The 24,331-nt window shown below is 67.5% G+C and carries 25 protein-coding genes; 11 read left to right on the forward strand and 14 right to left on the reverse strand.

All coding sequences use genetic code 11. From position 1 onward, the window contains the following. Nucleotides 1–50: 50 nt before the first annotated feature. The 5 genes from JF542_RS05980 to JF542_RS06000 are packed head-to-tail and all read right to left on the reverse strand — an operon-like array spanning nucleotide 51 to nucleotide 4,478. Complete coding sequence (locus JF542_RS05980; RefSeq protein ID WP_007802734.1) at nucleotides 51–545, reverse strand: DUF6505 family protein; 495 nt, start codon at nucleotides 543–545, stop codon at nucleotides 51–53. Continuing rightward, on the reverse strand, nucleotides 542–1,252 hold the full coding sequence (locus tag JF542_RS05985) for a DUF4444 domain-containing protein (protein WP_207075118.1): 711 nt from the start codon (nucleotides 1,250–1,252) through the stop codon (nucleotides 542–544). The genes JF542_RS05980 and JF542_RS05985 overlap by 4 nt, the downstream gene beginning before the upstream one ends. After that, nucleotides 1,249–2,313, reverse strand: coding sequence for an Mrp/NBP35 family ATP-binding protein (locus JF542_RS05990; RefSeq protein ID WP_207075119.1), 1,065 nt, complete (start codon nucleotides 2,311–2,313; stop codon nucleotides 1,249–1,251). Before JF542_RS05990 ends, JF542_RS05985 begins: the two co-directional genes overlap by 4 nt. 3 nt (nucleotides 2,314–2,316) lie before the next feature. After that, nucleotides 2,317–2,508, reverse strand: a complete 192-nt coding sequence (locus JF542_RS05995) for a DUF6494 family protein (RefSeq protein ID WP_007802728.1) — start codon at nucleotides 2,506–2,508, stop codon at nucleotides 2,317–2,319. A 23-nt stretch (nucleotides 2,509–2,531) separates the two neighbouring features. Further along, nucleotides 2,532–4,478, reverse strand: a complete 1,947-nt coding sequence (locus tag JF542_RS06000) for a 4Fe-4S binding protein (protein WP_207075120.1) — start codon at nucleotides 4,476–4,478, stop codon at nucleotides 2,532–2,534. A 375-nt stretch (nucleotides 4,479–4,853) separates the two neighbouring features. Here JF542_RS06000 and JF542_RS06005 point away from each other — a divergent pair, with 375 nt between their 5' ends. The 10 genes from JF542_RS06005 (at nucleotide 4,854) to JF542_RS06045 (ending at nucleotide 14,765) form a co-directional block, all read left to right on the forward strand. Further along, complete coding sequence (locus JF542_RS06005) at nucleotides 4,854–5,387, forward strand: DUF3305 domain-containing protein (RefSeq protein WP_007802724.1); 534 nt, start codon at nucleotides 4,854–4,856, stop codon at nucleotides 5,385–5,387. Then, nucleotides 5,384–6,025 (forward strand): DUF3306 domain-containing protein, encoded by a 642-nt coding sequence (locus tag JF542_RS06010; protein WP_207075121.1) that lies wholly within the window; start codon nucleotides 5,384–5,386, stop codon nucleotides 6,023–6,025. Before JF542_RS06005 ends, JF542_RS06010 begins: the two co-directional genes overlap by 4 nt. Nucleotides 6,026–6,042: 17 nt before the next feature. Next, nucleotides 6,043–6,672: a TorD/DmsD family molecular chaperone gene (locus JF542_RS06015; RefSeq protein ID WP_007802720.1), complete on the forward strand. Its 630-nt coding sequence runs from the start codon at nucleotides 6,043–6,045 to the stop codon at nucleotides 6,670–6,672. Between the two features lie 50 nt (nucleotides 6,673–6,722). Beyond that, entirely contained in the window at nucleotides 6,723–6,917 is a 195-nt protein-coding gene (locus JF542_RS06020; RefSeq protein ID WP_007802718.1) for a hypothetical protein, read from the forward strand. A 122-nt stretch (nucleotides 6,918–7,039) separates the two neighbouring features. Further along, nucleotides 7,040–10,018: a formate dehydrogenase subunit alpha gene (locus tag JF542_RS06025; RefSeq protein ID WP_040545711.1), complete on the forward strand. Its 2,979-nt coding sequence runs from the start codon at nucleotides 7,040–7,042 to the stop codon at nucleotides 10,016–10,018. A gap of 12 nt (nucleotides 10,019–10,030) precedes the next feature. Then, nucleotides 10,031–10,624 (forward strand): formate dehydrogenase FDH3 subunit beta, encoded by a 594-nt coding sequence (gene fdh3B / locus JF542_RS06030; protein WP_007802716.1) that lies wholly within the window; start codon nucleotides 10,031–10,033, stop codon nucleotides 10,622–10,624. A 110-nt stretch (nucleotides 10,625–10,734) separates the two neighbouring features. Continuing rightward, nucleotides 10,735–11,943 carry a formate dehydrogenase subunit gamma gene (locus JF542_RS06035; protein ID WP_040545845.1) on the forward strand — a complete coding sequence of 403 codons (1,209 nt, stop codon included), beginning with the start codon at nucleotides 10,735–10,737 and terminating at the stop codon, nucleotides 11,941–11,943. Between the two features lie 4 nt (nucleotides 11,944–11,947). Beyond that, entirely contained in the window at nucleotides 11,948–13,258 is a 1,311-nt protein-coding gene (locus tag JF542_RS06040) for a c-type cytochrome (protein ID WP_207075122.1), read from the forward strand. Between the two features lie 5 nt (nucleotides 13,259–13,263). Then, a complete protein-coding gene (locus JF542_RS24510) occupies nucleotides 13,264–13,389 on the forward strand; it encodes a hypothetical protein (protein WP_007802709.1) in 126 nt (41 codons plus the stop codon). A gap of 11 nt (nucleotides 13,390–13,400) precedes the next feature. After that, a complete protein-coding gene (locus JF542_RS06045) occupies nucleotides 13,401–14,765 on the forward strand; it encodes a sigma 54-interacting transcriptional regulator (protein WP_207075123.1) in 1,365 nt (454 codons plus the stop codon). Nucleotides 14,766–14,771: 6 nt separating this feature from the next. Here the strand turns inward: JF542_RS06045 and JF542_RS06050 are convergent, their stop codons facing one another. The 4 genes from JF542_RS06050 to JF542_RS06065 are packed head-to-tail and all read right to left on the reverse strand — an operon-like array spanning nucleotide 14,772 to nucleotide 18,056. Continuing rightward, entirely contained in the window at nucleotides 14,772–15,650 is an 879-nt protein-coding gene (locus JF542_RS06050) for a helix-turn-helix transcriptional regulator (RefSeq protein ID WP_207075124.1), read from the reverse strand. A 46-nt stretch (nucleotides 15,651–15,696) separates the two neighbouring features. Next, complete coding sequence (locus tag JF542_RS06055; RefSeq protein ID WP_207075125.1) at nucleotides 15,697–16,518, reverse strand: ABC transporter substrate-binding protein; 822 nt, start codon at nucleotides 16,516–16,518, stop codon at nucleotides 15,697–15,699. A 52-nt stretch (nucleotides 16,519–16,570) separates the two neighbouring features. Further along, nucleotides 16,571–17,338, reverse strand: coding sequence for an ATP-binding cassette domain-containing protein (locus tag JF542_RS06060; RefSeq protein WP_007802702.1), 768 nt, complete (start codon nucleotides 17,336–17,338; stop codon nucleotides 16,571–16,573). Beyond that, on the reverse strand, nucleotides 17,331–18,056 hold the full coding sequence (locus tag JF542_RS06065; RefSeq protein ID WP_007802701.1) for an ABC transporter permease: 726 nt from the start codon (nucleotides 18,054–18,056) through the stop codon (nucleotides 17,331–17,333). The genes JF542_RS06060 and JF542_RS06065 overlap by 8 nt, the downstream gene beginning before the upstream one ends. Before the next feature lie 341 nt (nucleotides 18,057–18,397). Here JF542_RS06065 and JF542_RS06070 point away from each other — a divergent pair, with 341 nt between their 5' ends. Next, nucleotides 18,398–20,728: a mechanosensitive ion channel domain-containing protein gene (locus JF542_RS06070; RefSeq protein WP_242533605.1), complete on the forward strand. Its 2,331-nt coding sequence runs from the start codon at nucleotides 18,398–18,400 to the stop codon at nucleotides 20,726–20,728. 103 nt (nucleotides 20,729–20,831) lie between these two features. Here JF542_RS06070 and JF542_RS06075 read toward each other — a convergent pair whose 3' ends face one another. The 5 genes from JF542_RS06075 to JF542_RS06095 form a co-directional block, all read right to left on the reverse strand. After that, nucleotides 20,832–21,260 (reverse strand): cupredoxin domain-containing protein, encoded by a 429-nt coding sequence (locus JF542_RS06075; RefSeq protein WP_007802699.1) that lies wholly within the window; start codon nucleotides 21,258–21,260, stop codon nucleotides 20,832–20,834. A 17-nt stretch (nucleotides 21,261–21,277) separates the two neighbouring features. After that, nucleotides 21,278–21,952, reverse strand: a complete 675-nt coding sequence (locus JF542_RS06080; protein ID WP_242533606.1) for an ABC transporter ATP-binding protein — start codon at nucleotides 21,950–21,952, stop codon at nucleotides 21,278–21,280. Continuing rightward, nucleotides 21,949–22,914, reverse strand: a complete 966-nt coding sequence (locus JF542_RS06085) for an ABC transporter substrate-binding protein (RefSeq protein ID WP_207075127.1) — start codon at nucleotides 22,912–22,914, stop codon at nucleotides 21,949–21,951. Before JF542_RS06085 ends, JF542_RS06080 begins: the two co-directional genes overlap by 4 nt. A gap of 62 nt (nucleotides 22,915–22,976) precedes the next feature. Continuing rightward, nucleotides 22,977–23,243 carry a PepSY domain-containing protein gene (locus JF542_RS06090; RefSeq protein ID WP_242533607.1) on the reverse strand — a complete coding sequence of 89 codons (267 nt, stop codon included), beginning with the start codon at nucleotides 23,241–23,243 and terminating at the stop codon, nucleotides 22,977–22,979. 108 nt (nucleotides 23,244–23,351) lie between these two features. Beyond that, nucleotides 23,352–24,323, reverse strand: a complete 972-nt coding sequence (locus JF542_RS06095) for a YVTN family beta-propeller repeat protein (RefSeq protein WP_207075128.1) — start codon at nucleotides 24,321–24,323, stop codon at nucleotides 23,352–23,354. Between the last annotated feature and the right edge of the window lie 8 nt (nucleotides 24,324–24,331).

Raw genomic sequence — 24,331 nt, forward strand, 5'->3', positions numbered from 1 at the left:
AGCTCATCGGGGCCGAGCCTAGCACGGCCCCGGCACGCGGTCAGCGCGGATCAGTGGTGGTGCGGCTCGTCGTCGAGCGAGCCGTGAATGGCGAACTGGTCGAGCCCGGCGTCGCTGGACTCGATCACGCGGTAGGCCTCGCGCACGCCGGACTCGGTCAACTCGCGCGCCACGGTCAACAGGGTGTTGGGCGCGTGATCCTCGCAAAGCTCGACCATCTGGCCGATCTCCTCCTGCGCCACGGGCCGGGCGGCCTCGGCGGAGGGTGCGCCGTAATAGGTGACGAAGTGCTCCGCCAGCAGGTCGGTCAGCGCCTCAAGCTCGGCCGGCTCCAGCGCGGTGACGGCGACAAAGGTCGCGCGGCCGAAGGTCTCGAGACCGAGCCAGCCATTGGCAAAGGCCTGCCGCGGCTTGCCGGTCAGGTCGCCCTCGGTCCAGTTGGAGAACTCGAACCCGCCGGAGATGCACCACTCGCCGGTGCGGGCGGGCGAGGCGTAGACACGCATGTCGCTCTCGTCGAAATGGATGGCGCGGGCAAGCTTCATGGGGCGGGCTCCAGAACGGTTGTCAGCGGGATAAGATGGGTGGTCTCACCGTCGCGCAGCAGCATGCCGAAATCCTCATCGACGCCGAGGAACGTGCCGGTGAGGCCATCTCGGGTGATCTCTTCGCCCATGTCCTGCGCCAGACCGCGCCACTCGGAATGCAGGGCGCGGCTGCCCTCCTCGTCCCAGCGGTTGATCCAGTTGAGGCTGTGCCGCGCCCAAGCCTCGATCAGCGCGTGCGGCGACACCTCGGCGCAGCCCTCGGCATAAAGCGAGGTCTGGTCCGGCGTGTCGCCGGGGCGGTCGCTGGCCGGGATCAGCGGCAGGGTGAAGCCGATGACGAGCCAGTCGGGCACGGCGGCGGGATCGGCGGTCGAGGCCATCGCCCGGAAGCGCCCGCAGGCTGCGCCGTTGACGCGGATGCCGCCGTCCCAGTCGAGATGCACCGCGACCTCGGGCGGGGCCATCACGCCAAGCGCGTTCTGGAACCCCACACCGCAGAGCGGCAGCATCGCCATGGCCTTGGCCAGCGGCACCTCGGGGGCAAAGACCAGCGCCGCCTGCGCGACGCTGGCATTGACGCGATGGGCCACCAGCCCGGCGTCGCAGCCCAGCAGCGCCCGCTGGCAGGCGTGGTCGAAGGCATCGGTCGACACCTCCTCGCCCCAGAGCAGCGGCGGAAAGGCCAGCGCGTCGGCCTCGCTCATGCCACCCCCTTCGCCACCAGCGCGGCGGCGACGTCGTGAAACGCCTTGGCCTGACCGCTATCGGGCTGGCTCACCACGATCGGCGCGCCGCCATCGGAGGCAAGGCGGATCTGCAGGTCGAGCGGGATCTCGGCCAACAACGGCACCCCGAGCTTGGCCGCCTCGGAAGCGACCCCGCCATGGCCGAAGACATGCTCCTCGTGGCCGCAGGCCGAGCAGATATGCGTCGACATGTTCTCGATCATGCCGAGCAGAGGCACGTTGAGCTGCTTGAACATGTCGATGCCCTTGCGCGCATCCAGAAGCGCCACGTCCTGCGGCGTCGAGACCACGATGGCGCCATCGACCTGCGCCTTCTGGCTCAGGGTCATCTGCACGTCGCCGGTGCCGGGCGGCAGGTCAACGAGCAGCACGTCGAGCGCGCCCCACTGCACCTGAGTCATCATCTGCTGCAGTGCGCCCATCAGCATCGGCCCGCGCCAGACCACCGCCTGATCGTCGTTGGTCATCAGGCCGATCGACATCATGGTGACGCCGTGGTTGCGCAGCGGCAGGATGGTCTTGCCATCGGGGCTTGCGGGGCGGCCCGAGACGCCCAGCATCCGCGGCTGGCTCGGCCCGTAGACATCGGCATCGAGCAGGCCCACGCGGCGGCCCTGCTGTGCCAGCGCACAAGCAAGGTTCGACGACACGGTCGACTTGCCCACCCCGCCCTTGCCGCTGGCAATGGCGATGATGTGGTTGACGCCGGGGATCTTCTGCGGCCCCTGCGGCTCGGCCTTGCGGGTGCGCAACTCCGGCGGCGCCTTCTCGGTGTGGCCGGTCATCACGACCGACACTCCCGTGACACCCTCGGTGGCCTTCAGAGCCGCCTCGGCCTCGTCCTTGATCTTGGTATAGGCGGTGCTGGCGCTCGGCGGGATCTCCATGACGAAACGCACCGCGCCCGCCTCATCGACATTCAGCGCGCGAACCACGCCGCTCGACAGGATATCGCCGCCCGCGACCGGGTCGGCGATGCTTTTCAGGACGGCCTGAACCGTCTCTCTGCTGGCTGGCAAGGTTTACTCCTGTCCCTTGATCTCGCCGTCGACCTCGTGGGTCAGACCAAGCTCTTCGATGGTCACCACCGCCTTGACCTTGAAGGTCTTGCCGGCGGTGTCCTGCTCGCGCATGGCCTCTTCGATGGCCTGCTGCGAGGTGACGCCCACCTGCTTGAGGAACTTGCGCATGGACATGTTGAAATCGTCGCTCATATCGGCCTCCCTGTGTGGCGCGCTCAGTGGTCGCGCCGCTTGCTGAGATAATCGTCCGTGGTGCGCGGACGCCGCGGCTCGCCCACCGCGAAGGGGTTGTTTTCGGAATGATACTGCGCGTTGACGCGGCAGTCGTCACACATCTGGATCATCCGCAGCTTGTCGCCGTCGAACATCGGATGGGCCTGAAGCTTTTCGGTGATCCGGTCAATGGTCGATTTCACCCCGAAGAGCGTACCGCACTCGACACAGGCGAAAGGCTCTTCCTCGTTCAGCACCTTCTGGTCGAAGGCCTCGTCGGTGAGCAGGAGCCGCGGCTCGTAGGCAATGGCGTCCTCGGGGCAGACATTGGCACAGAGCCCGCATTGCAGGCAGGCATCCTCCTGGAAGCGCAGCTGCGGCAGATCCGGGTTGTCGCCAAGCGCGCCCGAGGGGCAGAGCGAAACGCAGGACAGGCACAGCGTGCAGGCGTCCTGATCCACCAGCACCGCGCCATAGGGCGCGCCCTCGGGCAGCGCGAGGCTCTCGGCCTCGGGGTGCAGGGCGCGGGCGGCCTGACGGGTGATCTGGCGCCGGGTGCCCATCGGGCGCACCGGCGTCGCGACCGGCGCAGGGGCCTCTTCACCATAGAGCGCCGCCGACATGGCGTCGGGATCAGGCGTATCGAGCAGCGTGACCTTGCCGCCGCCGCTGATCGCGTTCGACAGCGCCACCTGTGTTGCGAGCGCCGGCAGGTCGGCGCCGGGTCCGGGCAGCAGCGTCACCGAGGCGAAGCCGGCGGCAAGGGCCGCGACGGTCTCGGCATGGCCGAAGGCACCGATGGCGCGGATCTCGAGCGGGATCACATCCGCCGGCAGGCCATCGCCGTGGCGCGCCGAGAGCCGGATCATCTCGGCCCCGTGGGCATCGTGCACCAGCAGGCGCGGCGCGGCGCCGCCGGCGTCGAGATAGGTCTTGGCCAGCGTCTGCACCCGGCGGAAGGTCAGGTCCACCGGCGGCGCGTCGTAGCTGATCGCCCCCGAGGGACAGGCCGAGGAGCACGCGCCGCAGCCGGCGCAGATCATCGGATCGACGCTCACATGGTCGCCATCGGGCGAGATCGCGCCGGTCGGGCAGAGATCGAGGCAGGAGGTGCAGCCCACCTGGCCGGCGCGGCTATGGGCGCAGAGAAGCGGCTCGGTCCGCACGTAGAGCGGTTTCTCGAAGGTGCCGACCAGATGCGACGCCGCCATCACCGCCGCGGCCACCGCCTGCGGGCGGCCCGGATCGGCACGCAGGTAGCCTTCGCGCTTCTCATGCGCCGGGAACAGCGGCGCGTCGCGGCGCAGGTCGAGGATCACGTCGCACTCGGACACGCCGCCATCGCGCGGCTCGGTCAGGGTGAAGCTGCCGCGCCCGCCGGGCTCGATCATGCGCAGCGCGTCGATGGTCACGCGGAACTGGCCGAGCGCGCCCTGCGCCTTGCGCAGCCGTCCCGTCACCACGTCATAGGCGCGGGTGTCGGGCAGGTCGTCGGAGCTCTCAAGCAGCACCGTGACGCCCAGATGAGGCGCAAGCTGGTCTGCGGCCTCGAGCGCCACCTCGGGCGCGCCGAGGATCAGGCACAGCCCCTCCGAGATCACGTCGAGCGATTTCTCCGGCGCTGCGGGCAACATCGCCTCCGCCGCCAATGCGGACATTTTGGGTAGTTTGGACCCTTCGTCCGCGCTCCACCCAGCCCGGTCGCGCAGGTCGAGAAGCGGCGCGGGCTCGAGCTCGAGCTCGGCGGCGAGGGCTTCGAAGGTGCGCGCCTCCTGAGTGCAGCAGAGCACCGCATTACCTTGCGTCAACCCTTTTGCGGCAAGCTCGATCTGGCTGGTGCAGAGCGCCTTGCAAGGGGGGGTCACCTCGAATCCCGTCGCCTCGGACAACGCCTTGGCGTCGATCGACTGGGTGCCCATGCAATCGCATGTTATCAAGGTCTTGGTCATGATGTCCTTCCTGGCGGGCGCGGCCGGAGCCTGCCCCTGAGCGCACGGATTGGCGATTAGCTAGCCTCGATTCGACATGCGCCTCAACTCAATTTCCCGCGCGGCTTTCCGCCGACCGCCCGGCGTGACCGCCCAAGCCCGGCCGATTGATTCGCATGCCGCACTGCGGCACTTTTCCCAAGCAAAACACTCAAGTTGGACAGTCTGTCCGAGCACCCTGACCGCCCCTTTCGGGACTACCCAAATTGTCCCGGAACGAACAAAGAATACTGCCGTGTACCGATTGCCCCTTTCATGGGCACCGCTACGTGTTTCAATCAGGGCGGAGGAGAAAATAGGTTCATCGTGACAGCGTACCCGAGCAACGATCAGTACATGCCCGTAGGCGTCGTGCTTCGCCGCACGCCCGGGGTCACCCGTTGGGCGAAGCATGCCTGGCGGGCGGTCGCCGTGCTGCCCGGCGCCGGCCCCGCCGACTGGCGGGAGCTGCGCCGCGAGGGCGAGACGGTCGAGTACCACGCCGCCACCGTCCCGCTCGAGCTCTACCGTGCCGAGACCGAAGCCTACCTGCACGGCATCACCGCCCGCGAGCCCAGCGTCTATGTCGTGATGCGCAAGATCGTCGGCGAGCACCCGTTCGAGGTCGCCCTTGTCACCGCCTCACCCTACGAGGCGCAGGATTACTGCGACAGCGGCGAGGACGTGGTCGAGAAGGTGCCGATGCCGCAGGGCCTGCTGGCCTGGGTCGGCGATTTCGTCGAGCGTCACCACGAGGACGAGGAATTCGTCAAGCGCCGCCGCAAGAACGCCAAGGTCGACGGCGAGCAGGACGGCATCGGCGATCCCCGCATCGTCAAGCCCGCCGACATCTACGCCTCGCCCACGCTGAAACGGGGGCGGCTGCAATGAGAGATTTCTGGTCCCGCAGAAAAGCCGCCGTCGAGGCCGAGCAGAAGGCCGAGGCCGGCGCCCAGCTCGAGACCCAGCGCGCCGAGGAGGAGGCCAAGCTCGCCGAGCGCAGCGACGAGGAGCTGCTGGCGGAGGCCGGCCTGCCGCTGCCGGAAGACATCACCGACGGCGAGATGGTGCAGAAGTTCCTCAAGTCGCAGCTGCCCAAGCGGCTGAAGAACCGCGCCCTGCGGACGCTCTGGCGCTCGAACCCGGTGCTGGCCTGCCTCGACGGGCTCAACGACTACGACACGGATTTTACCTTCGTGACCCCGGCGGCAGACTTCAAGACGACCTACCAGGTCGGCAAGGGCCTGCTGGCACATCTCGACTACGTCGCAAAGGACGCGGTCGAGAACGATGCGGCGGAGTCCGCGCCCGAGGAGGCCCCGGAGCTCGCCGCCGAGACCACATCGCTGCGCGCGCCGGAAACGCTGGGCCCCACCATCGAGACGCAGCCCGAGATCCCGCCGCTCGAGGTGCCCGCGGCCGAAACTGCAGCGCCCGAGACCGCCCAAACCGACACCCCGCCCGAAGAGGAAGAGAGCGTGCTCCCGGCCAGTGCCCGCCGCATGCGCTTCCACTTCGAGGCCAGCTGATGACGGACCGACCCCCCATGAGTGCAGCTCCCGACCTGACCACCGACGCGAAGCCGGCTCCGAAGATCGCCGAAGAGGATCGCCTGCGCGCCGATCTGTATAACTTCCTCGGCCTGATCCTCGCCCGCCCCGCCGATCAGGGCCTGATCGACCAGTGCGCCGGCCTCAGCGGCGACGCCAGTCCGGTGGGCGAGGCGGTGACCACGCTTGCCAAGGTCGCGAAGATCTCCAAGCCCGCGGCGGTCGAAAGCGAGTACAACCGCCTGTTCATCGGCCTCGGCCGAGGCGAGCTGTTGCCCTACGCGTCGTATTACCTGACCGGTTTTCTCAACGAGAAGCCCTTGGCGCAGCTGCGTCAGGACATGACGGCGCGCGGCCTCGCCCGTGCCGAGAACGTGTTCGAGCCCGAGGACAACATCGCCTCGCTGATGGAGATGATGGGCGCGATGATCGTCGGCCGCTTCGGGGTGCCTGCGACGCTGGGCCAGCAGAAGACGTTCTTCAACAAGCATATCGGCCCCTGGGCCGCGCATTTCTATTCGGATCTCGAGGGCGCCAAGAACTCGGTCTTCTATGCCCCGGTCGGACGTCTCGGGCGGGCCTTCATGGAAATCGAGTCCGAGGCGTTCCGGATGAGCGCGGAGTGATCCGCACCCCGGCGGGCAACCGCCACAACCAAGAGAGAGGAGGTCTCTCCATGACGAGGAACGACGAGTCGGCCAAGAGCCGCCGCGACTTCCTGAAACTGGCCTCGACCGGCGCACCGCTTGCGGCGGTTGCCGTCGCCACCACCGGCGGCACCGAGGCAGAGGCCGCAGAGCCCGACCTGGCATCGTCCAAGATCCAGGACACCGCGCATACCCGCGCCTACTACGCCGCCGCCCGGTTCTGACCGGACGCTGGTTTTCCCGCCAAGGACGACTGGTTGCGTGACGCCCGACTGTCCGAGGCACCTTTAATACCAAGCAAGCGAGGCACCATGCGGGGGCCGAGCACGCAAGGGGAGTGAGAAACATGTTGAGGAAAAAGACCAACGGGGTTGCGCGACGCCCCCAGCGGACAAGTATCCTTTCCGAGGTGACCAACGCCTCGGTTGACCGCCGCGCCTTCCTGCGCGGCTCGGGTCTGGCGATCGGCGGGCTTGCGGCTGTGGCCGCCACCGGCGGCACCGTGACCCAGGCCACCGCCGCGACCGCGGCCTCCGGCGACGTGACGCGGGTCAAATCCGTCTGCACCCACTGCTCGGTCGGCTGCACCGTCGAGGCGGAGGTTCAGGGCGGCGTCTGGATCGGGCAGGAGCCCGGCTGGGACAGCCCGTTCAACCTCGGCGCCCACTGCGCCAAGGGGGCCTCGGTGCGCGAGCACGCGCATGGCGAGCGCCGCCTGAAGTATCCCATGAAGAAGGTGGGCGGCGAATGGCAGCGCATCTCCTGGGAACAGGCCATCGACGAGATCGGCGACCAGATGATGTCGATCCGTGACAGCTCCGGCCCGGACTCGGTCTACTGGCTGGGCTCGGCCAAGCACTCGAATGAGCAGGCCTACCTGTTCCGCAAGTTCGCCGCCTACTGGGGCACGAACAACGTGGACCACCAGGCCCGGATCTGCCACTCGACCACCGTGGCCGGGGTTGCCAACACATGGGGCTACGGCGCCATGACCAACTCCTACAACGACATCCACAAGTCGCGCGCGATCTTCATCATCGGCGGCAACCCCGCCGAGGCGCACCCGGTGTCGCTTCAGCACGTGCTGAAGGCCAAGGAGCAGAACAACGCGCCGCTGATCGTCTGCGATCCGCGTTTCACCCGCACCGCCGCACACGCGGACGAATACGTCCGCTTCCGTCCGGGCTCGGACGTGGCGCTGGTCTGGGGTCTGCTGTGGCACATCTTCGAGAACGGCTGGGAAGACCGCGAGTTCATCCGCAGCCGCGTCTGGGGCATGGACGAGATCCGCACCGAGGTCGCCAACTGGACGCCCGACGAGGTCGAGCGCGTCACCGGCGTGCCGGGCAGCCAGCTCGAGCGCGTGGCGCGGACGCTGGCCAACAACCGTCCCGGCACCGTGATCTGGTGCATGGGCGGCACCCAGCACACCAACGGCAACAACAACACCCGGGCCTACTGCATCCTGCAGCTGGCGCTTGGCAACATGGGCACCGCCGGTGGCGGCACCAACATCTTCCGCGGCCATGACAACGTGCAGGGCGCGACCGACCTCGGTGTGCTCGCCGACACGCTGCCGGGCTATTACGGCCTGACCGCGGGAAGCTGGGCGCACTGGGCACGGGTCTGGGAAGAGGATCTCGACTGGCTCAAGGGCCGCTTTGCCACGATGCAGGGCAAGGATGGCAAGGACAAGGCCATGATGAACCTGACCGGCATCCCGGTCAGCCGCTGGATCGACGGTGTGCTCGAGGCCAAGGAAAACCTCGAACAGCCCGACAACACCCGCGCGATGGTGTTCTGGGGCCACGCCCCGAACTCGCAGACCCGGATGAAGGAAATGAAGACGGCAATGGAGAAGCTCGACCTGCTGGTCGTGGTCGATCCCTATCCCACCGTCTCCGCGATCCTGCACGACCGGACCGACAATACCTACCTGCTGCCGGCCTCGACCCAGTTCGAGACCTACGGCTCGGTGACCGCGTCGAACCGCTCGATCCAGTGGCGTGACAAGGTGGTGGACCCGCTCTTCGAGTCGCTGCCCGATCACATCATCATGCACAAGTTCGCCACCAAGTTCGGCTTTGCGGATCGCATGTTCCGCAACATCGAGGTGAATGGCGAGGAGCCGCTGGTCGAGGATCTCACCCGCGAATTCAACCGCGGTATGTGGACCGTGGGCTATACCGGCCAGTCGCCGGAACGGCTCAAGATGCACATGGAGAACCAGCACACCTTCGACCGCACCACGCTGCGCGCGAACGGTGGCCCCGCGGATGGCGACTATTACGGCATGCCGTGGCCCTGCTGGGGCACGCCCGAGATGAACCACCCGGGCTCGGCCAATCTCTACGACACCTCGCTTCCGGTGGCGCAGGGCGGTCTGCCGTTCCGCGCCCGTTACGGCGTCGAGCGCAATGGCGAGAACCTGCTCGCCGAGGGCTCTTACACCGTCGGGTCCGAGATCGAGGACGGCTATCCCGAGTTCACCATGCAGATGCTGATCGATCTTGGCTGGGACAGCGATCTCACGCCCTACGAGCGGCGCATGATCGAGTATGTCGCGGGCTATATCGACCAGCGCCCCGAGACCAATACCGATCTCGGAGAGCAATCGCAGAGCGGGCCCTACCCGTCCGACTTCGCCGACAAGATCGGCGGCGTGAACTGGAAGACCGACCTTTCGGGCGGCATCCAGCGCGTGGCGATCGCCCATGGCTGTGCCCCTTACGGCAACGCCAAGGCCCGCTGCGTGGTCTGGACCTTCCCGGATCCGGTCCCCGTCCACCGCGAGCCGCTCTACACCAACCGGCGCGACCTGGTGGAGGACTACCCGACCTACGAGGACAAGACCTTCTGGCGGGTGCCGACCATGTACGCTTCGATCCAGAAGAACGACTTCTCGAAGGACTATCCGATCATCCTCACCTCCGGCCGACTGGTCGAGTACGAGGGTGGCGGCGACGAGACCCGGTCCAACCCGTGGCTCGCCGAGCTCCAGCAGAACATGTTCGTCGAGATCAACCCGCGTGACGCCAACAATATCGGCGTTCGGGACGGGGCGGATGTCTGGGTCGAGGGCCCCGAGGGCGGCAAGGTCAAGGTTATGGCCATGGTCACCCCGCGGGTGGGCGAAGGCGTCGCCTTCATGCCGTTCCACTTCGGCGGTCATTTCGAGGGCGAGGATCTGCGCTCGAAATATCCAGACGGTGCCGACCCCATCGTCTTGGGTGAATCCACCAACACTGCGCAGACCTATGGCTACGACTCCGTCACCCAGATGCAGGAGACCAAGGCCACCCTCTGCAAGATCATGCCGGCGTAAGGAGAGCGAGACATGGCACGAGCTAAATTCCTCTGCGATGCCGAACGCTGCATCGAGTGCAACGCCTGCGTCACCGCGTGCAAGAACGAGCACGAGGTGCCGTGGGGCATCAACCGCCGACGGGTGGTGACCATTCAGGACGGCCAGCCGGGCGAACGCTCGATCTCGGTCGCCTGCATGCACTGCTCGGACGCACCCTGCATGGCCGTCTGTCCGGTCGATTGCTTCTACCAGACCGAAGACGGTGTGGTGCTGCACTCCAAGGACCTGTGCATCGGCTGCGGCTACTGCTTTTACGCGTGCCCCTTCGGCGCGCCGCAGTACCCGCAGGCGGGCAACTTCGGCTCGCGCGGCAAGATGGACAAGTGCACCTTCTGCGCCGGTGGCCCGGAAGAGAACACCTCCGCCGCCGAGTTCCAGAAGTACGGGCGCAACCGGATCGCGGAAGGCAAGCTGCCGATCTGCGCCGAGATGTGCTCGACCAAGGCCCTGCTGGCGGGCGACGGCGACGAGGTGTCGTCGATCTACCGCGAGCGTGTGGTCGCGCGGGGCTTCGGCTCCGGCGCCTGGGGCTGGGGCACTGCATACGACGAGAAGGCCAACTGAGGCCGGACGACCGGCGGGCCCCCGGGCCCGCCAGCGCCTGAACGAGACGCGCGGGGCGGCGATGGCCGCCGTTCCGCGCGGATCCTGCGTGACCGACATTGGAGATGACCATGCTGCGCCATCTGTTGGCCCTTTTCGCACTGGTCCTGATGACCGCCGCCCCGATGGGCGTCGCGGCGCAGGATACCCTTGTGCCCCCCGAGCCCGACCGCACCGCCACCGGCGGTGCGCAGACGCTTGAAGACATCATGCGGCGGCAGGCCGGCATCCAGGTGGATGACGAGTTTCGCCGCGAGAACATCGGCGGCGAGCCGCCCGAGGCGCCGGAGCTTGGCACCCTCGGGGGCGCTTCCGATCCCGACCTCTGGCGCGCCATGCGCTACAACGAGATCGACCCGACCGTCACGACGCTCAACCCCAACGGCAAGGTGCTGATGCAGGACGGCGGCATGTGGTGGCTCGAGTTCCGCGAGGGCCCGCTGCGCACCTATGGCGGCTGGCTGCTCCTCGGCACCATCGCGATTCTGGCAGTGTTCTTCCTGCTGCGCGGCCGCATCAAGATCGACGGCGGCAAGACCGGCGCCACCGTGCTGCGGTTCAAGTGGATCGAGCGCTTCGCCCACTGGGTGCTGGCGGGCTCGTTCATCCTTCTGGGGCTGACCGGGCTGCTCACGCTGTTCGGGCGCAAGTTCCTGATCCCGGCCTTCGGCCACGAGTTGAACTCGGTGCTGCTGACGGGCTCGAAATTCATCCACAACAACGTCAGCTGGGCCTTCATGATCGCGCTGGTCATGGTCTTCGTGATGTGGGTCTGGCACAATCTGCCCGACCGCACGGACATCACCTGGTTCGCGCAGGCCGGCGGCATCATCGGCGACAAGCACCCCCCGGCGAAGAAGTTCAACGCGGGTCAGAAGATCATCTTCTGGTCGGTGATCGTGCTCGGCGTTTCGGTCTCGGTCTCTGGCCTGTCGCTGCTGTTCCCCTACGACCTGCCGCTCTTCGCCAAGACCTTTTCGATCCTAAACGACTGGGGTGTTCCCGGCTGGTTCGGGCTCGAGAGCTTCCCGGTGGCGCTCGCCCCGCAGGAAGAGATGCAGTTCGCCCAGCTCTGGCACGCCATCGTCGCCTTCCTGATGATGGCGGTGATCATCGGCCACATCTATATCGGCACGGTCGGGATGGAGGGCGCCTATGACGCCATGGGCTCGGGCCAGGTCGACGAGAACTGGGCACACCAGCACCACTCGATCTGGTACGACAAGGTGAAGGAGCGCGAAGCCGAGGCGGCCAGGACGTCGGCCACCCCGGCGGAGTGAGCACATGAGCCGGCTGGCCTTGGCTCTGGGCCTGATGCTCTGCGCCGCGCCTGTCATCGCACAGGACGCGGCGCAGGGGGCAGAGCCGGAGTTCCGCTCGCTCAAGGGGCATGGCGGGCCGGTCATGGCCATCGCCGTGGCCCCCTCCGGTCAGGTCGCGACGGGCAGCTTCGACAATTCCGTCGGCCTCTGGGATGAGACCACGCCGCGCTGGCTCGAGGGCCACGCGGCGGCGGTCACCGCGCTGACCTTCGGGGCGCAGGGGCAGCTCGTGTCAGGCGGCGACGATTTCGCAGTCCGGCTCTGGGGCGAAGAGGCTCGCACGCTCGGCCAGCATCAGGGCAAGGTGACGACGCTTGCAGTCTCCCCTGACGGCGAGACCGTGGTCAGCGGCAGCTGGGACGGCTCGATATTACTCTGGCCGCTTTCGGGCGGCGGAGGCCGCGCTCTGCCCACCCCCGGCGCGGGCGTCAACGCAGTGGTCTTCGGGCCCAATGACACGCTCTATGCCGCCACCATGAACGGCGCGCTGATGCGCTACGACCTCGCAGGCGGCGCCCCGGTGCCGCTGGTGCAGCACGGCTTTGGCATCAACCGATTGGCGCTCGGCGACGGCTGGATCGCCTATGGCGCGGTCGATGGCGGCACCCGTGTGCTCGACCTCGACACCGGCGAGCAGATCGCCGACCTGACGCTCGATCGTCGCCCGATCCTTGCGCTCGCTCATCATGGCCCCACCAATCAGCTGGCCGTGGGCGATGGCGAGGGCTTTATCATGATCGTCGACACCCGGGACTGGCGCATCACCCGCGATTTCCGCGCCACCCGGAAGGGGCCGGTCTGGGCGCTGGCCTTCTCGCCCGATGGCGCGGTGATCCATGCCGGCGGGCTCGACGACGTGGCCTATGCCTGGCCGGTCGCCATGCTCGACCAGTTCGAACCCGGCATCAGCGGCGCGCGCTCGTTCCTGCGCGAGGCCGAGACCATGCCCAATGGCGAGCGGCAGTTCATGCGCAAATGCTCGATCTGCCACGCGCTCTCGCCCGGCCCCTCGCGCAAGGCGGGGCCAAGCCTGCACGGCGTCTTCGGCCGCCGCGCCGGCACGGTGCCCGGCTACAGCTATTCCGACACGCTCGACGGCTCCGACATCGTCTGGACCGAAACCACCATCGACGCGCTTTTCGATCAGGGCCCGGACCACTACATTCCCGGTTCCAAGATGCCCATGCAGGTGATTGCCGGCGGGGGTGACCGGGCCGATCTGATCGACTATCTCAAACGGGCCAGCACCGCGCCGGCCACCACAGGAGAATGACCTACATGAAAGCCATGATCACCGGCTTCGTTGCCATCATCGTCATCGGCGTCGCCGCCTATTTCGGGCTGCACGAGATCGGGTTCTCGTCCGCCGAAGCCTATTCCAGCCCGAACGTCCGGCTCGACTGAGCCGCTGAGCCGTGACGCCCAGGGATCTCTCTCGCGACGATTACGGACCCGCGCTGGCCGGTGCCTCGATCCTCGTGGTCGATGACGAGCCTGGCATGCGCAACTTCCTCGTCAAGACGCTGTCGCCGCGGGTGCAACGGGTCGAGCAGGCCGCCTCGCCGCAAGAGGCCACGGAAAAGCTCGACGCAGCGCATTTCGATCTCGTGATCCTCGACAACGTCATGCCCAGGACCACCGGGCTCGAATGGCTGGCCGAGCAGCAGCGCCGCGGCTTCTTCGGCGACACCATCCTGATCACCGCCTATGCCGATCTCGAGACCGCCATCGCAGCACTGCGTGCCGGCGTCAGCGATTTTGTCCTCAAGCCGTTCCGCGCCAACCAGATCCTTGGCGCGGTGGCCCGCACGCTCGACCGCAAGAACCTGCGCCGCGACAACACGCTGCTCCGGCGCGAGCTGCGCACCGGGCTGTTCCAGGGCAAGCTCCTGGGCAAGTCCGAAGTCATGGTCGCAGTCCGCGCGATGCTGGCCAAGCTCGCGCCGCTGCCCACCCCGGTGCTCTTCACCGGCGCCAGCGGCACCGGCAAGGAGCTGGCGGCGCGACATCTCCACCAGCTCTCCGACCGGGCCGACAAACCCTTCGTGGCGGTGAACTGCGCCGCGATCTCGACCGAGCGCATGGTGCAGGAGCTGTTCGGCAGCATCGAGGGCGGCGAGCGCCTCACGCCCGGCCTGCTGCTGCTGGCCGATGGCGGCACGCTGTTTCTCGACGAGGTGGCGCAGATGCCCGAGACGCTGCAAGCAGCACTCCTGCGGGTGCTCGAGGATCAGCGCATCCGCCCCGTGGGCGCCGAGCGCGAGCTGCCGCTCAACCTGCGCTTCCTCTTCGCCACCAATGCCGATCTTCAGGCGCTGGTGGCGCAGGGCAAGTTCCGCGCCGACCTCTACCACCGCATCAACGTGCTCACCGTCGAAATGCCGCCCTTGCGCGACCGCTCGGACGACATCCTCGAGTTGGCGGCCCTTTTCACCTCGCAGTTCTCGCAATCGCTGGGGATGCCGGGGCTCGAGCTCGACGAGCAGACGCTGCTGAAGCTGCGGCGCTACGACTGGCCGGGCAACGTGCGCGAACTGCGCAACCTCGCCGAACGCTCGGTGATCCTTGGCGGGTTTCCCGAGGAGTTCGCCGGCGCAGGCTCGGTCACCGGGGCGCAGGCGATCGAGGATCTCGATCTCGTAGTGCAGCGCCACATCCTGCACATGCTCGATCTCTGCGACGGCAACCGCGCCGAAGCCGCGCGGCGGCTCGGCGTCTCGCGCAAGACCATCGACCGCAAGATCGCGCAGTGGGATCAGGACGAGCTGTCGCCGCCCTGAGCGCGCTCAGGCGTTCCAGGCCACCTCGCCAAGCCGCGAAATGTCGTAACCGCCGAGGCTTTCGGCGCGCTGGCGGAACGTGTCCGAGCGGCAGAAGGCGATCAGCCCCTGCATGGCAGGCTCGAAATAGGCGCGACGGTCGATGAGCAGGTCGAAGCGCTCCTCGATCACCGGCACGAAGCGCAGGCCGTAGGCGCGGGCGACCGACTCGAGTCCGAAGGTCACGTCGGCCTCGCCCCGGCGCACCGACTGCACCGCCTCGTCCTCGCTGCGCTCCATCGCCGTGAGCGCGATACGCGACAGATCGAGCCCGGCCTCCGAGGCCAGATCCCGCAGCAACCCGGCGGTGCCCGAGCCTTCCTGCCGCGGCGCCAGTCTCAGCCCGCCGAGATCGGAAAGGCCACCGACCCGTGGTCCGTCCTCACGCAGCACCAGCCCCCGGCGCCGCCCGGCGAAGGCGATCAGCACCGCGTTCTGCCCCTCGGCCACGCCGCGCGCGGCGCGCAGGTTCCAGGCCCCATCGGCATCGCGCACGTGCAGCCCGGTGGCCACGCCCTCGCCCGCAGCATAGCGCGCAAGCCCGTCGAGGGAGCCGTCGAAGAACGTGGCGAGCCCGCAGCGCGACTGGCGGATGGCCCAGTCGAGCAGCGGATCGTGGCTGCCGAGAAAGACGCCCGGACGGGGTGTCGAGGCCGCGCCGCTCTGGGCCCCCGCGATCCACGCCCGCACCTCGGCGGCGGGAAACAGCAGCTTTCCGGTGGCGCGCGAACAGGGGACCTCGCCCGAGGCGGCAAGGTCATAGACCTTGCGCTCCTTCAGGCGCAGCAGATCGGCCAGTTCGCGGACGGTGAGATATTCGTGGGTCGGGGTCTGCAGGTCTGTCATGGGCTCGCGAAATGGGGGCGGCACCCTTGCCGCCCCCGCGACCCTATCAGCTTCCGGCGGCGTTGGGGAAGAACAGCTGCTGCCCGTCGACCTCGTAGGCGGCGATTGCCGCCTGCCCCGCCTCGGAAACCAGCCAGTCGGCGAAGTCCTGCGCCGCCTCGATCTTGACCGAGGGGCAGTGCTCGGGGTTCACCGGGATCACGCCATACTGGTTGAACATCGCCTCGTCGCCCTCGACGCCGACGCTGTAATCCTGCTTGTTCTGGAAGCTGATCCAAGTGGCGCGGTCCGTCATCACATAGGCGCCCATGCCGATACCGGCGTTCAGCGTTGCGCCCATGCCAGAGCCGGTCTCGCGATACCATGCGCCCGAGCCGGTGGTCGGGTCGACCCCGGCGGCCTGCCACAGCGCGACTTCCTTCTTGTGGGTGCCGCTGTCATCGCCGCGCGAGGCAAACAGCGCTTCTGCCTCGGCGATCTGGGCGAGCGCCGCCTCGACATCGCTCATGCCGGCGACCCCGGCCGGGTCGCTCTCGGGGCCGACGATGACGAAGTCGTTGTACATCAGGTCGGTGCGCTGGGTGCCGTAGCCCGCCGCGACAAATTTCTCCTCCGACGGCTTGGCGTGCACCAGCAGCAGGTCGCCGTCGCAATTCTCGGCGTTCTTGATCGCCTGCCCGGTGCCCACGGCCACCACGTTGACGGTGATGCCGCTCTCGCCGGTGTAGATCGGCAGCAGATAGTCGTAGAGGCCGGAATTGGCGGTCGAGGTGGTCGATTGCACGATGATCGACGTATCTTGCGCGGCCACCGCCCCGGCAAGGGTGAGCGATGCAGCGGTCGAGGCGATCAGTCTGGCGAAAGTCATGGAAAATCCCTTTTGTCTTCTGGGGGTATCGGGTCGAACGGGAGCGGCGGGATCAGAGCACGATCCGGCCGGCAAGGTAGTCACGCGCCGCGAGCGAGCGCGGCTCGGGGAAGAACTCCGCCGCGGCGCTGTGTTCGGCGACGCGGCCGCGATGCAGGAAGACGACGTCATCGGCGATGCGCCGTGCCTGCCCGATGTCATGGGTGACAAAGATGATACGGGTGCCGCGCGCACAGGCCTCGCCCACGATGCGCTCGATCACCTGCACCGAGGCCGGGTCCAGGCTGGCGGTGGGCTCGTCGAGGAACAGCACCTCGGGGTCGGTGGCGAGCGCGCGGGCCAGCGCCAGCCGCTGCGCCTCGCCGCCAGAAAGCGAGCGGGCCGGTTGGCGCGCCTTGTGCGCGAGGCCCACATCCGCGAGCAACGCATCGCGACGGGCGCGGTTGCCGCCGCGCGCCTTCAGCACGAAATCGAGATTGGCCGCCACAGAGCGTCGCAGCAGCACCGGCTTCTGGAACACCAGCGCCTGGCGTGCGGTGGCCTCGGTCGCGGGCAGGCCGTTCCAGCTCACCGAGCCGGCGGTCGGCGCAAGCAGCCCGTGCAACAGCTTCAGGAGGATGCTCTTGCCCGCCCCGTTCGGCCCCATGATCACGGTGCAGCCGTGGCGCGGCAGCGTCAGGTCGACCCCGTCGAGCAGCGTGCCCCGCGGGATGTCGAGACGCAGGCCGGAGACGCTCAGCGGGAGCAGCGGCCCGACGGGCGCATGGGCGGCGCGGCGGCGCGGCAGGCGGACGGCGTCGGTGATCTGCAGGTCAGACATTGGCGGCGGCCCCGTAACTTGCTTGTCTCGCGGCGCTCATCCGAAGCATCTGGACGCCAGCGTTCACCCCGAGCGCAATCACCAGCAGGACGATCCCCAGCGCCAGCGCCAGCGGCAGGTCGCCCTTGGAGGTCTCGAGCGCGATGGCGGTGGTCATGACCCGGGTCAGGTGGTCGATATTGCCGCCCACGATGATCACCGCGCCGACCTCCGCGGCGGCACGGCCGAAGCCCGCGAGCCCCACGGTCATCAGCGCATAGCGCCCGTCCCAGAGAAGGGTGGTGATGCTCTGCCAGCGGGTCAGGCAGAGCGAGCGGAACTGCTCGGCATATTCGCCGTGCAGGTCCTCGAGCACCTGCCGCGACAGCGCCGCGACGATGGGCACGATCAGGATGGTCTGCGCCACGATCATCGCACCGGGCGTGTAGAGCAGCCCGAGAAAGCCCAAGGGGCCTGAGCGCGAAAGGTAGAGATAGACGAGCAGGCCCACGACCACCGGCGGCAGGCCCATCAGGGCGTTGATGAGCACCAACACCGCGCCCCGGCCGCGAAAGCGGCTCACCGCGAGCAACGCGCCCACCGGCAGACCGATGGCGCAAGCGATCAGGGTCGCGCTCAGGCTCACCTGAAGCGACAGGCCGACGATCTCGAAGAGATCGGCGTCACCGGACAACACCAGCGACAGCGCCAGATGGAAGGCCTCCCCGATATCTTGCAAAATCTACCTCCCTTCGGAAATTTTGCAGTAGACTGACCATAGCTTTCATCGCGCCCGATGCAAGCGGGTTGTTCGCGTGCGAACACATGAAGTGGAGCGCATCAGGGGCCGAACGATCGCACGCACCTCCGAAGAACGGCCGGAAAGGCGAGGCGTGCCCGTCCTGCCATCCCCCCGTCTGGCCCGCGCGAGGCCCACGCATTGCTGCAACACCGGGATCTCGGAGCGCAATCCGGGCTGGTCTTCGCCTGCGGATCGACTAGATCGCAGCCCATCGTGCCCGCGGAGAGCCAGGCAAGCGGGACATGTCCGAAACCGACAAAGCCAAGAAACGTGGTGACATGACCTTTCCGAGACGCTGGACCGCAGCGATGCTGTTCCTCGTGGCGCTTGCTTGCAGCGCCATCCTTCCAAACCAAATACTGGCACAGGAGGCCACGGCCTCAGAGCCCGCCCCGAGCAATCTCGACCTGCTCCTCGACGTCATCGAGAACGACGACAGCCGGGCCGCCCTGATCGACGAACTCCGCGCCGCGCAGAGCGAGGCCGACGCACCGGTCGACGACCAGATCGTAGAGACCCTCGCCGCCGATGGGGCCACCCCGCCCGAGGCGCTTTCGTTCAGCCGGCGCATCGCGCTGATCACTCAGGAGGCCGCGCAGGACATCGCCTCGGGCCTCGAAACCGCCTGGACCCAGATCATTCGCGCCCCGATGGTCTTCGAGGGCCTGAGCGGCGGCGAGGCCGGCGTGCTGCTCGAAGCGGCGCAACAGCTCGCGCTGATCATCATCGTGACCGTGGCGGTGTTCCTCGTGCTGCGGCGGGTGGGCAAATCGCTCTATGCCCGGATGGACGCCAAGGCCGAAGAGAGCGGCGCCCTGCGCACCACGCTCCTGTTCATCGCATCGGCGCTGATCGACGCGCTGATCGTGGTGATCGCCTGGGCCGCCGGCTACCTCATCGCGACGCTGTTCCTCGGCAATTTCGGCGAGATCGGGATCCGCCAGACGCTCTATCTCAACGCCTTCCTTCTGGTCGAGCTGGCCAAGGTCGGCGTGCGGCTGATCCTGTCGCCGGCCTCGAGCAGCCTGCGCCCGCTGCCGATCTCTGACGGCTCGGCAAAGTACCTTGGATCGCGGCTCAACTTCATGGTCGGCCTCGCTGGTTATGGACAGCTGTTGATCGTGCCGATCCTCAACACGAACATATCGTTTGCCGCCGGGCGCGCGGTCTCGGCGCTGATCGCGCTGATCGTGGTCGGTCTGGCGATCTGGATGGTGCTGCGCAAGCGCCGCCCAGTGGCCGACTGGCTCGAGCGCGGCGGCCGCAGCAAGGCCGACATGGCGCGCGAGAGCCATCTCGAGGATCAGGGTGAACCGGTGCAGACCCCGGCCAGCGACGAGTTCCCAATGGGCACGCCCGAGACGCCAAAGAAAAAGCGCGGCGGGCTGCAGGTGCTGGCGCGCAATTGGCACGTCCCGGCGCTGCTCTACCTGCTGGTGATGCTGGTGCTGGTACTGGTCCAGCCCGGTGACGCCGCCTTCCTGTCGCTGCTCAACTCTGGCCAGGTGCTGCTGGTGGCGATCCTCGGCGTGGCGGTCTCGGGGGTGATGACCCGGACCATGGTCAACGGCGTGCAACTCCCCGACACCGTCAACGCCCGCCTGCCGGCGTTGCAGCGGCGGCTGAACACCTTCGTGCCGAAGGCGCTCTTCGTGCTGCGGCTGGTGATCTTCGCGCTCGTGGTGATCTTTGCCATGAACGCCATCAGCCTGATCGACCTGAAGGCCTGGATGGCCGGCCAGTTCGGGCGCGACTTCACCGCAACGGTGTTCTCGGTCGTGGCGGTTCTGATCGTGTCCTTCGCGATCTGGGTCGGCATGACCTCGTGGGTCGATTACCGCCTCAACCCCGAATACGGCACCGTGGCGACCTCGCGCGAGCAGACGCTGCTGACCCTCTTGCGCAACGCCGCGACCATCGCGCTGGTCATCATCACGCTGATGTTCGTGCTCTCCGAGATCGGCCTCGACATCGCGCCGCTGCTGGCCTCGGCCGGGGTTCTCGGCCTTGCCATCGGCTTCGGCGCGCAAAAGCTGGTGCAGGACATCATCACCGGCATCTTCATCCAGTTCGAGAACGCGATGAACGTGGGCGACGTGGTCACCGCCGGCAGCACCACCGGCGTGGTCGAGAAGCTGACCATCCGCTCGGTGAGCCTGCGCGACGTCAGCGGCGCCTATCACCTGATCCCGTTCTCCTCGGTGGACATGGTCACCAACTTCATGCGCGAGTTCGGCTATTTCGTCTGCGACATGGGCGTGGCCTACCGAGAGAACATCGACGAGGTGAAGCAGGCCATGCTCGACGCCTTCGAGCAACTGCGCGCCGATCCCGAACAGGCGGCCAACATCATGGGCGATCTGGAGTGGTTCGGCATCAACGCCTTCGGCGACAGCGCCGTTGTGGTGCGGGCGCGGATCAAGTGCGTTCCGGGCACGCAATGGGGCGTCGGCCGGGCCTATAACGGCGTGCTGAAAGAAGTGTTCGACGCGCGCAACATCGAGATCCCCTTCCCGCACCAGACGATCTATCTTGGCGAGTCGAAATCGGGCGCGACCCAGCCCTTCCACGTCGTCGCGGAGGGCAGCGAGACCCCCGGCGACAGCTGAGGGCCTTCACAGGACAAGAAAAGGGGCCGCGCGGCGATGCTGCGCGGCCCTTTCTCACTGATCACGACCGACGCCCCGCCGCATGGCAGCGCGGCAGCCGCGCTTACTGGATCGAGATTTCGACCCGCTGGCTTTCGCCGGTGCTGCCGGGGATCCGCAGGAAGTAGCGCCCGGGCTTGATGGCCAGGAACTCGATCTCCATCGTGCCGGCCTCGTCGAACTCGACGCTCTCGAGCCCGAAGGGGCGGATCTCGAGCCCGTTCACCACGACCTCGTTGACCCAGATCGCCCGGAAGAAGCCCGAGCCCTCCAGCGCCAGCTCGCCCGAGCCGTCGGCCTCGATCTCGAGCTCGTAGACCATCCCCGACTTGAGCGCGATTGGCCCGTCGGTGAGCGGCTGACCGACCGAGAGCAGGATGCCGGGCATCTCGCCCTTGTTGGTGTTCGACAACACCCCGGCGAAGCCGAAATCATGCGCGGCAGCGGGCAGGGCCAGCAGCGAGAACGCGGCAGCAAGCAGCGGGAATTTCATCGATGGGTCTCCTTTTTTCAAATCAGATGAGGGGTGAGCGTGGCGGGGGTGCCGCGCAGCTCGAGCACCCGGCTGGCAAGGCGGTCGGCCTCGTCTCTGGCATGGGTGACGAATATCGTCGCCGGACGATGCTCGGCGATCAGCTCTTCGGTGAGACCAAGCATCGCTTCGGCCAGCTCGGGGTCGAGGGACACGAAGGGCTCGTCCATGATCAGCATTTGGGGCGCCCCGGCAAAGGCGCGCGCCAGCGCCAGCCGGCGCTGCTGGCCGAGCGACAGGCTGCGCGGGAAGGCCTCTTCGCGCCCCTTCAGCCCGACCCGCGCCAGCATCGCCCGCGCGCCGCTGTCGCTCAGATCGGGATGCACAAGCGTCAGGTTCTGCAGGGCGCTGCGCCACGGCAGCAGCGTCGGTTCCTGGAACACCATCGCCACGGCCTCGGGGCGCTGCACCTCGCCGTCAAAGGCCGCATCGAGCCCGGCGACGATGCGCAGCACCGTCGACTTGCCGATGCCCGAGGGTCCGACCAGCGCCACGGTCTCGCCGCGCGACACCGAGAAATGCACGCCGCGCAGCACCTCGGTCGCTCCGAAACGCTTGCTGAGGATGTTGACCCGGATTGCCGCCCGGTCCGGCGGCACCGCCTGCACGGGCGGCACCTGCCGGCCGGTGCCGTTCTGTATCCCCGGCGTCATTCGACCTCCGCGAAGAGGCCCTCGGGCAGGCTCTCGGCCTTGCCCACCAGGTCGGCACCGCCAAGCTCGCCCATCAGCGCCAGCAGCTTGCCCGCCGCGGCGCCATCCACAGGACCGCGCGCCGGTACGCCGGCCAGCCAGTCGCTGCGCAGCTGCTCGAACTGAGCGTCGCTCGAGGCGTTCATGCGCGGGCGGATCGCCTCCCACGCGGCCATGTCCTCGGCCAGCATTGCCTTGGCCTCACGGCTCGCATCGTAAAAGGCCTGCGCCAGCCCGTCGTTCTGTTCGAGGAAGTCGCCCTTGAAGTAGTAGCCAAGGAGCGGCACGTCCGGATCGAGCCCCAGCGCATTGGCCGCGGTCTCGACCGAGATCAGCTCGCGCATCCCGGCGGCCTTCATCTTGGCGAGGAAATGCCAGAAGTTGATCGCCCCGGCATAGTCACCGCCAAGGCCCGACTTGAAGATCAGCGGCGGCGCGCCGAAGACCTGCTCGGTCTCGGCCTTCAGATCCATGTCATATTCCTGCTGCGCGTAGGCGCGCAGGATCAGCCAGCTCTTGTCGAGGGGCCCGCCGGCGATGCCGATCTTGCCCCCCGCAAGATCCCGCAGCGTCTCGGCCTCCGAGCCCTCGGGCACCACCACGCCGCCGACGGCACGGGAATAGGGCACGACGACGTAATCCTTGCCGTCGGCGCGCTGCCGCGCCACCCAGATCCAGTCGGCCACCGCCATGTCGGCCTCGCCGCCCTCGACGGCGATGCGGGTGGCGCCGTTGTCGGCGTAGGGCATGACCTCGAGCCTGAAGCCGTGCTTCTCGTCGAGCCCCTGCTCGGCGATGGTTGCCAGCTCCCAGTTGACGGTGCCGATCTTGAGCACCGCCGCCCGCACCACCGGCAGCTCCTGCGCCATGGCGCCAAGGGCGGTGACGCATCCCAGCGCCAGCGCGGTCAGAAATGTCTTCATGTGCTCCTCCCTGATGCCCGGCCCCGCACGCGGGACAGGGCGATGTCTCTTGCGCTCAGCCCTTACTCTGCGCGGCGGCTGACCTCGTTGAACTCGGCATCGAGCACCACGTCGAACTGGCCGGTGCCCTCGCAGATCACGTCGTCAAGATCGTAGCCGCCCTCGTCGGTCATCTCGATGTCATCGGGATTCACCTCGCAGCGCATGTCGGTCATCACCTCGGCGATCTTCTCTTTGGCCTCGTCCGAGACCATGTGATCATCCGCAAGCGCCGGCCCCGCCAGGCAGAGCGCGAGCATCCCTGCGCCGATTTTTCCCAGTGTCGTCATTGTCTTCCTCCCGTTCAGGGCCACGGCCCACTTTGAACGCTCCGATTGAACCCTCTGCGGGCCCGGCTGCGCTGTCCACACGACCAAAGGCCAAGTTGCGCCCGCCGATCAGTCGGGCGTGATCGCCACGCCCCAGGGCTGCTGGCCCACCTGGATCGACTTGATCGCCTTCTCCGCGGCCACGTCGATCAACGTGATGTCGTTGGAATTGCCGTTGGTGGTGACGAGGTACTCCTCGCCCGGCGTGAAGGCCATCTGCCAGACCCGCTGACCCACCATGATGTAGTCGACCACCTCGAGCGAGGCGCCGTCGATCACCGCCACGCGGTTCGCCGGCCCGAGCGCCACGAAGATGCGGCTGCCGTCGCTCTTGGCCTTCACCCCCACCGGCTGCAGCCATTCCGGCAGCACGCCCGGCACCTCGAAGCCGATCTTCTGGCGAAGCGTCGGCGTGCCGTCCTCGGCCACGTCGATCACGCTCACCGTACCGCCGATCTCGGAGCTGACGAAGAGCCGTGTGCCGTCGTCGAGATACTCGGCATAGCGCGGGCGCTGATCGACGAGGATGTTGTGCTTGATCTCGTAATCGCTGGTGTCGATGAAATGCGCCATGTTGGTGGTCTCGGACGTGTTCACCACCCAGTTGCTGTCGGGCGAGATCGCCATGCCCTCGGGCTCGACCCCCACCGGCACCTCGGCGAGGATGGTGTGATCGGCGGTGTCGGTCACGGTGACGAGGTTGTCGTCCTCGTTGGCGATGTAGAGCGGGCTGCCGGAGGGATGGATCACGAAGAGCTCCGGATCGGGCCCCGAGGGCAGGGTGTAGAGCTCTTCATAGGTTTCGGTGTCGAAGACGCGCACCGTGTCGTCATCCGAGGCGCAGACATAAAGCAGCGAGCCGTCGGGCGAGAGGGTGATGCCGCGCGGACGGTTGCCGCCGGCAAACTCGTCGAGCACCTCCCAGGTCTCGGTATCGACCACGGTGATGGTGTTGCCACGCTCGTTCGACACGAAGGCCTTGCCGGCAAACGCCCCGGTGGCGGCCATGCAGAGCGTGGCGGAGAGCATCAGGTGTTTCATGGCGGTCC

The organism is Salipiger bermudensis (assembly GCF_017309175.1).
Classification (GTDB): Bacteria; Pseudomonadota; Alphaproteobacteria; order Rhodobacterales; family Rhodobacteraceae; genus Salipiger; species Salipiger bermudensis.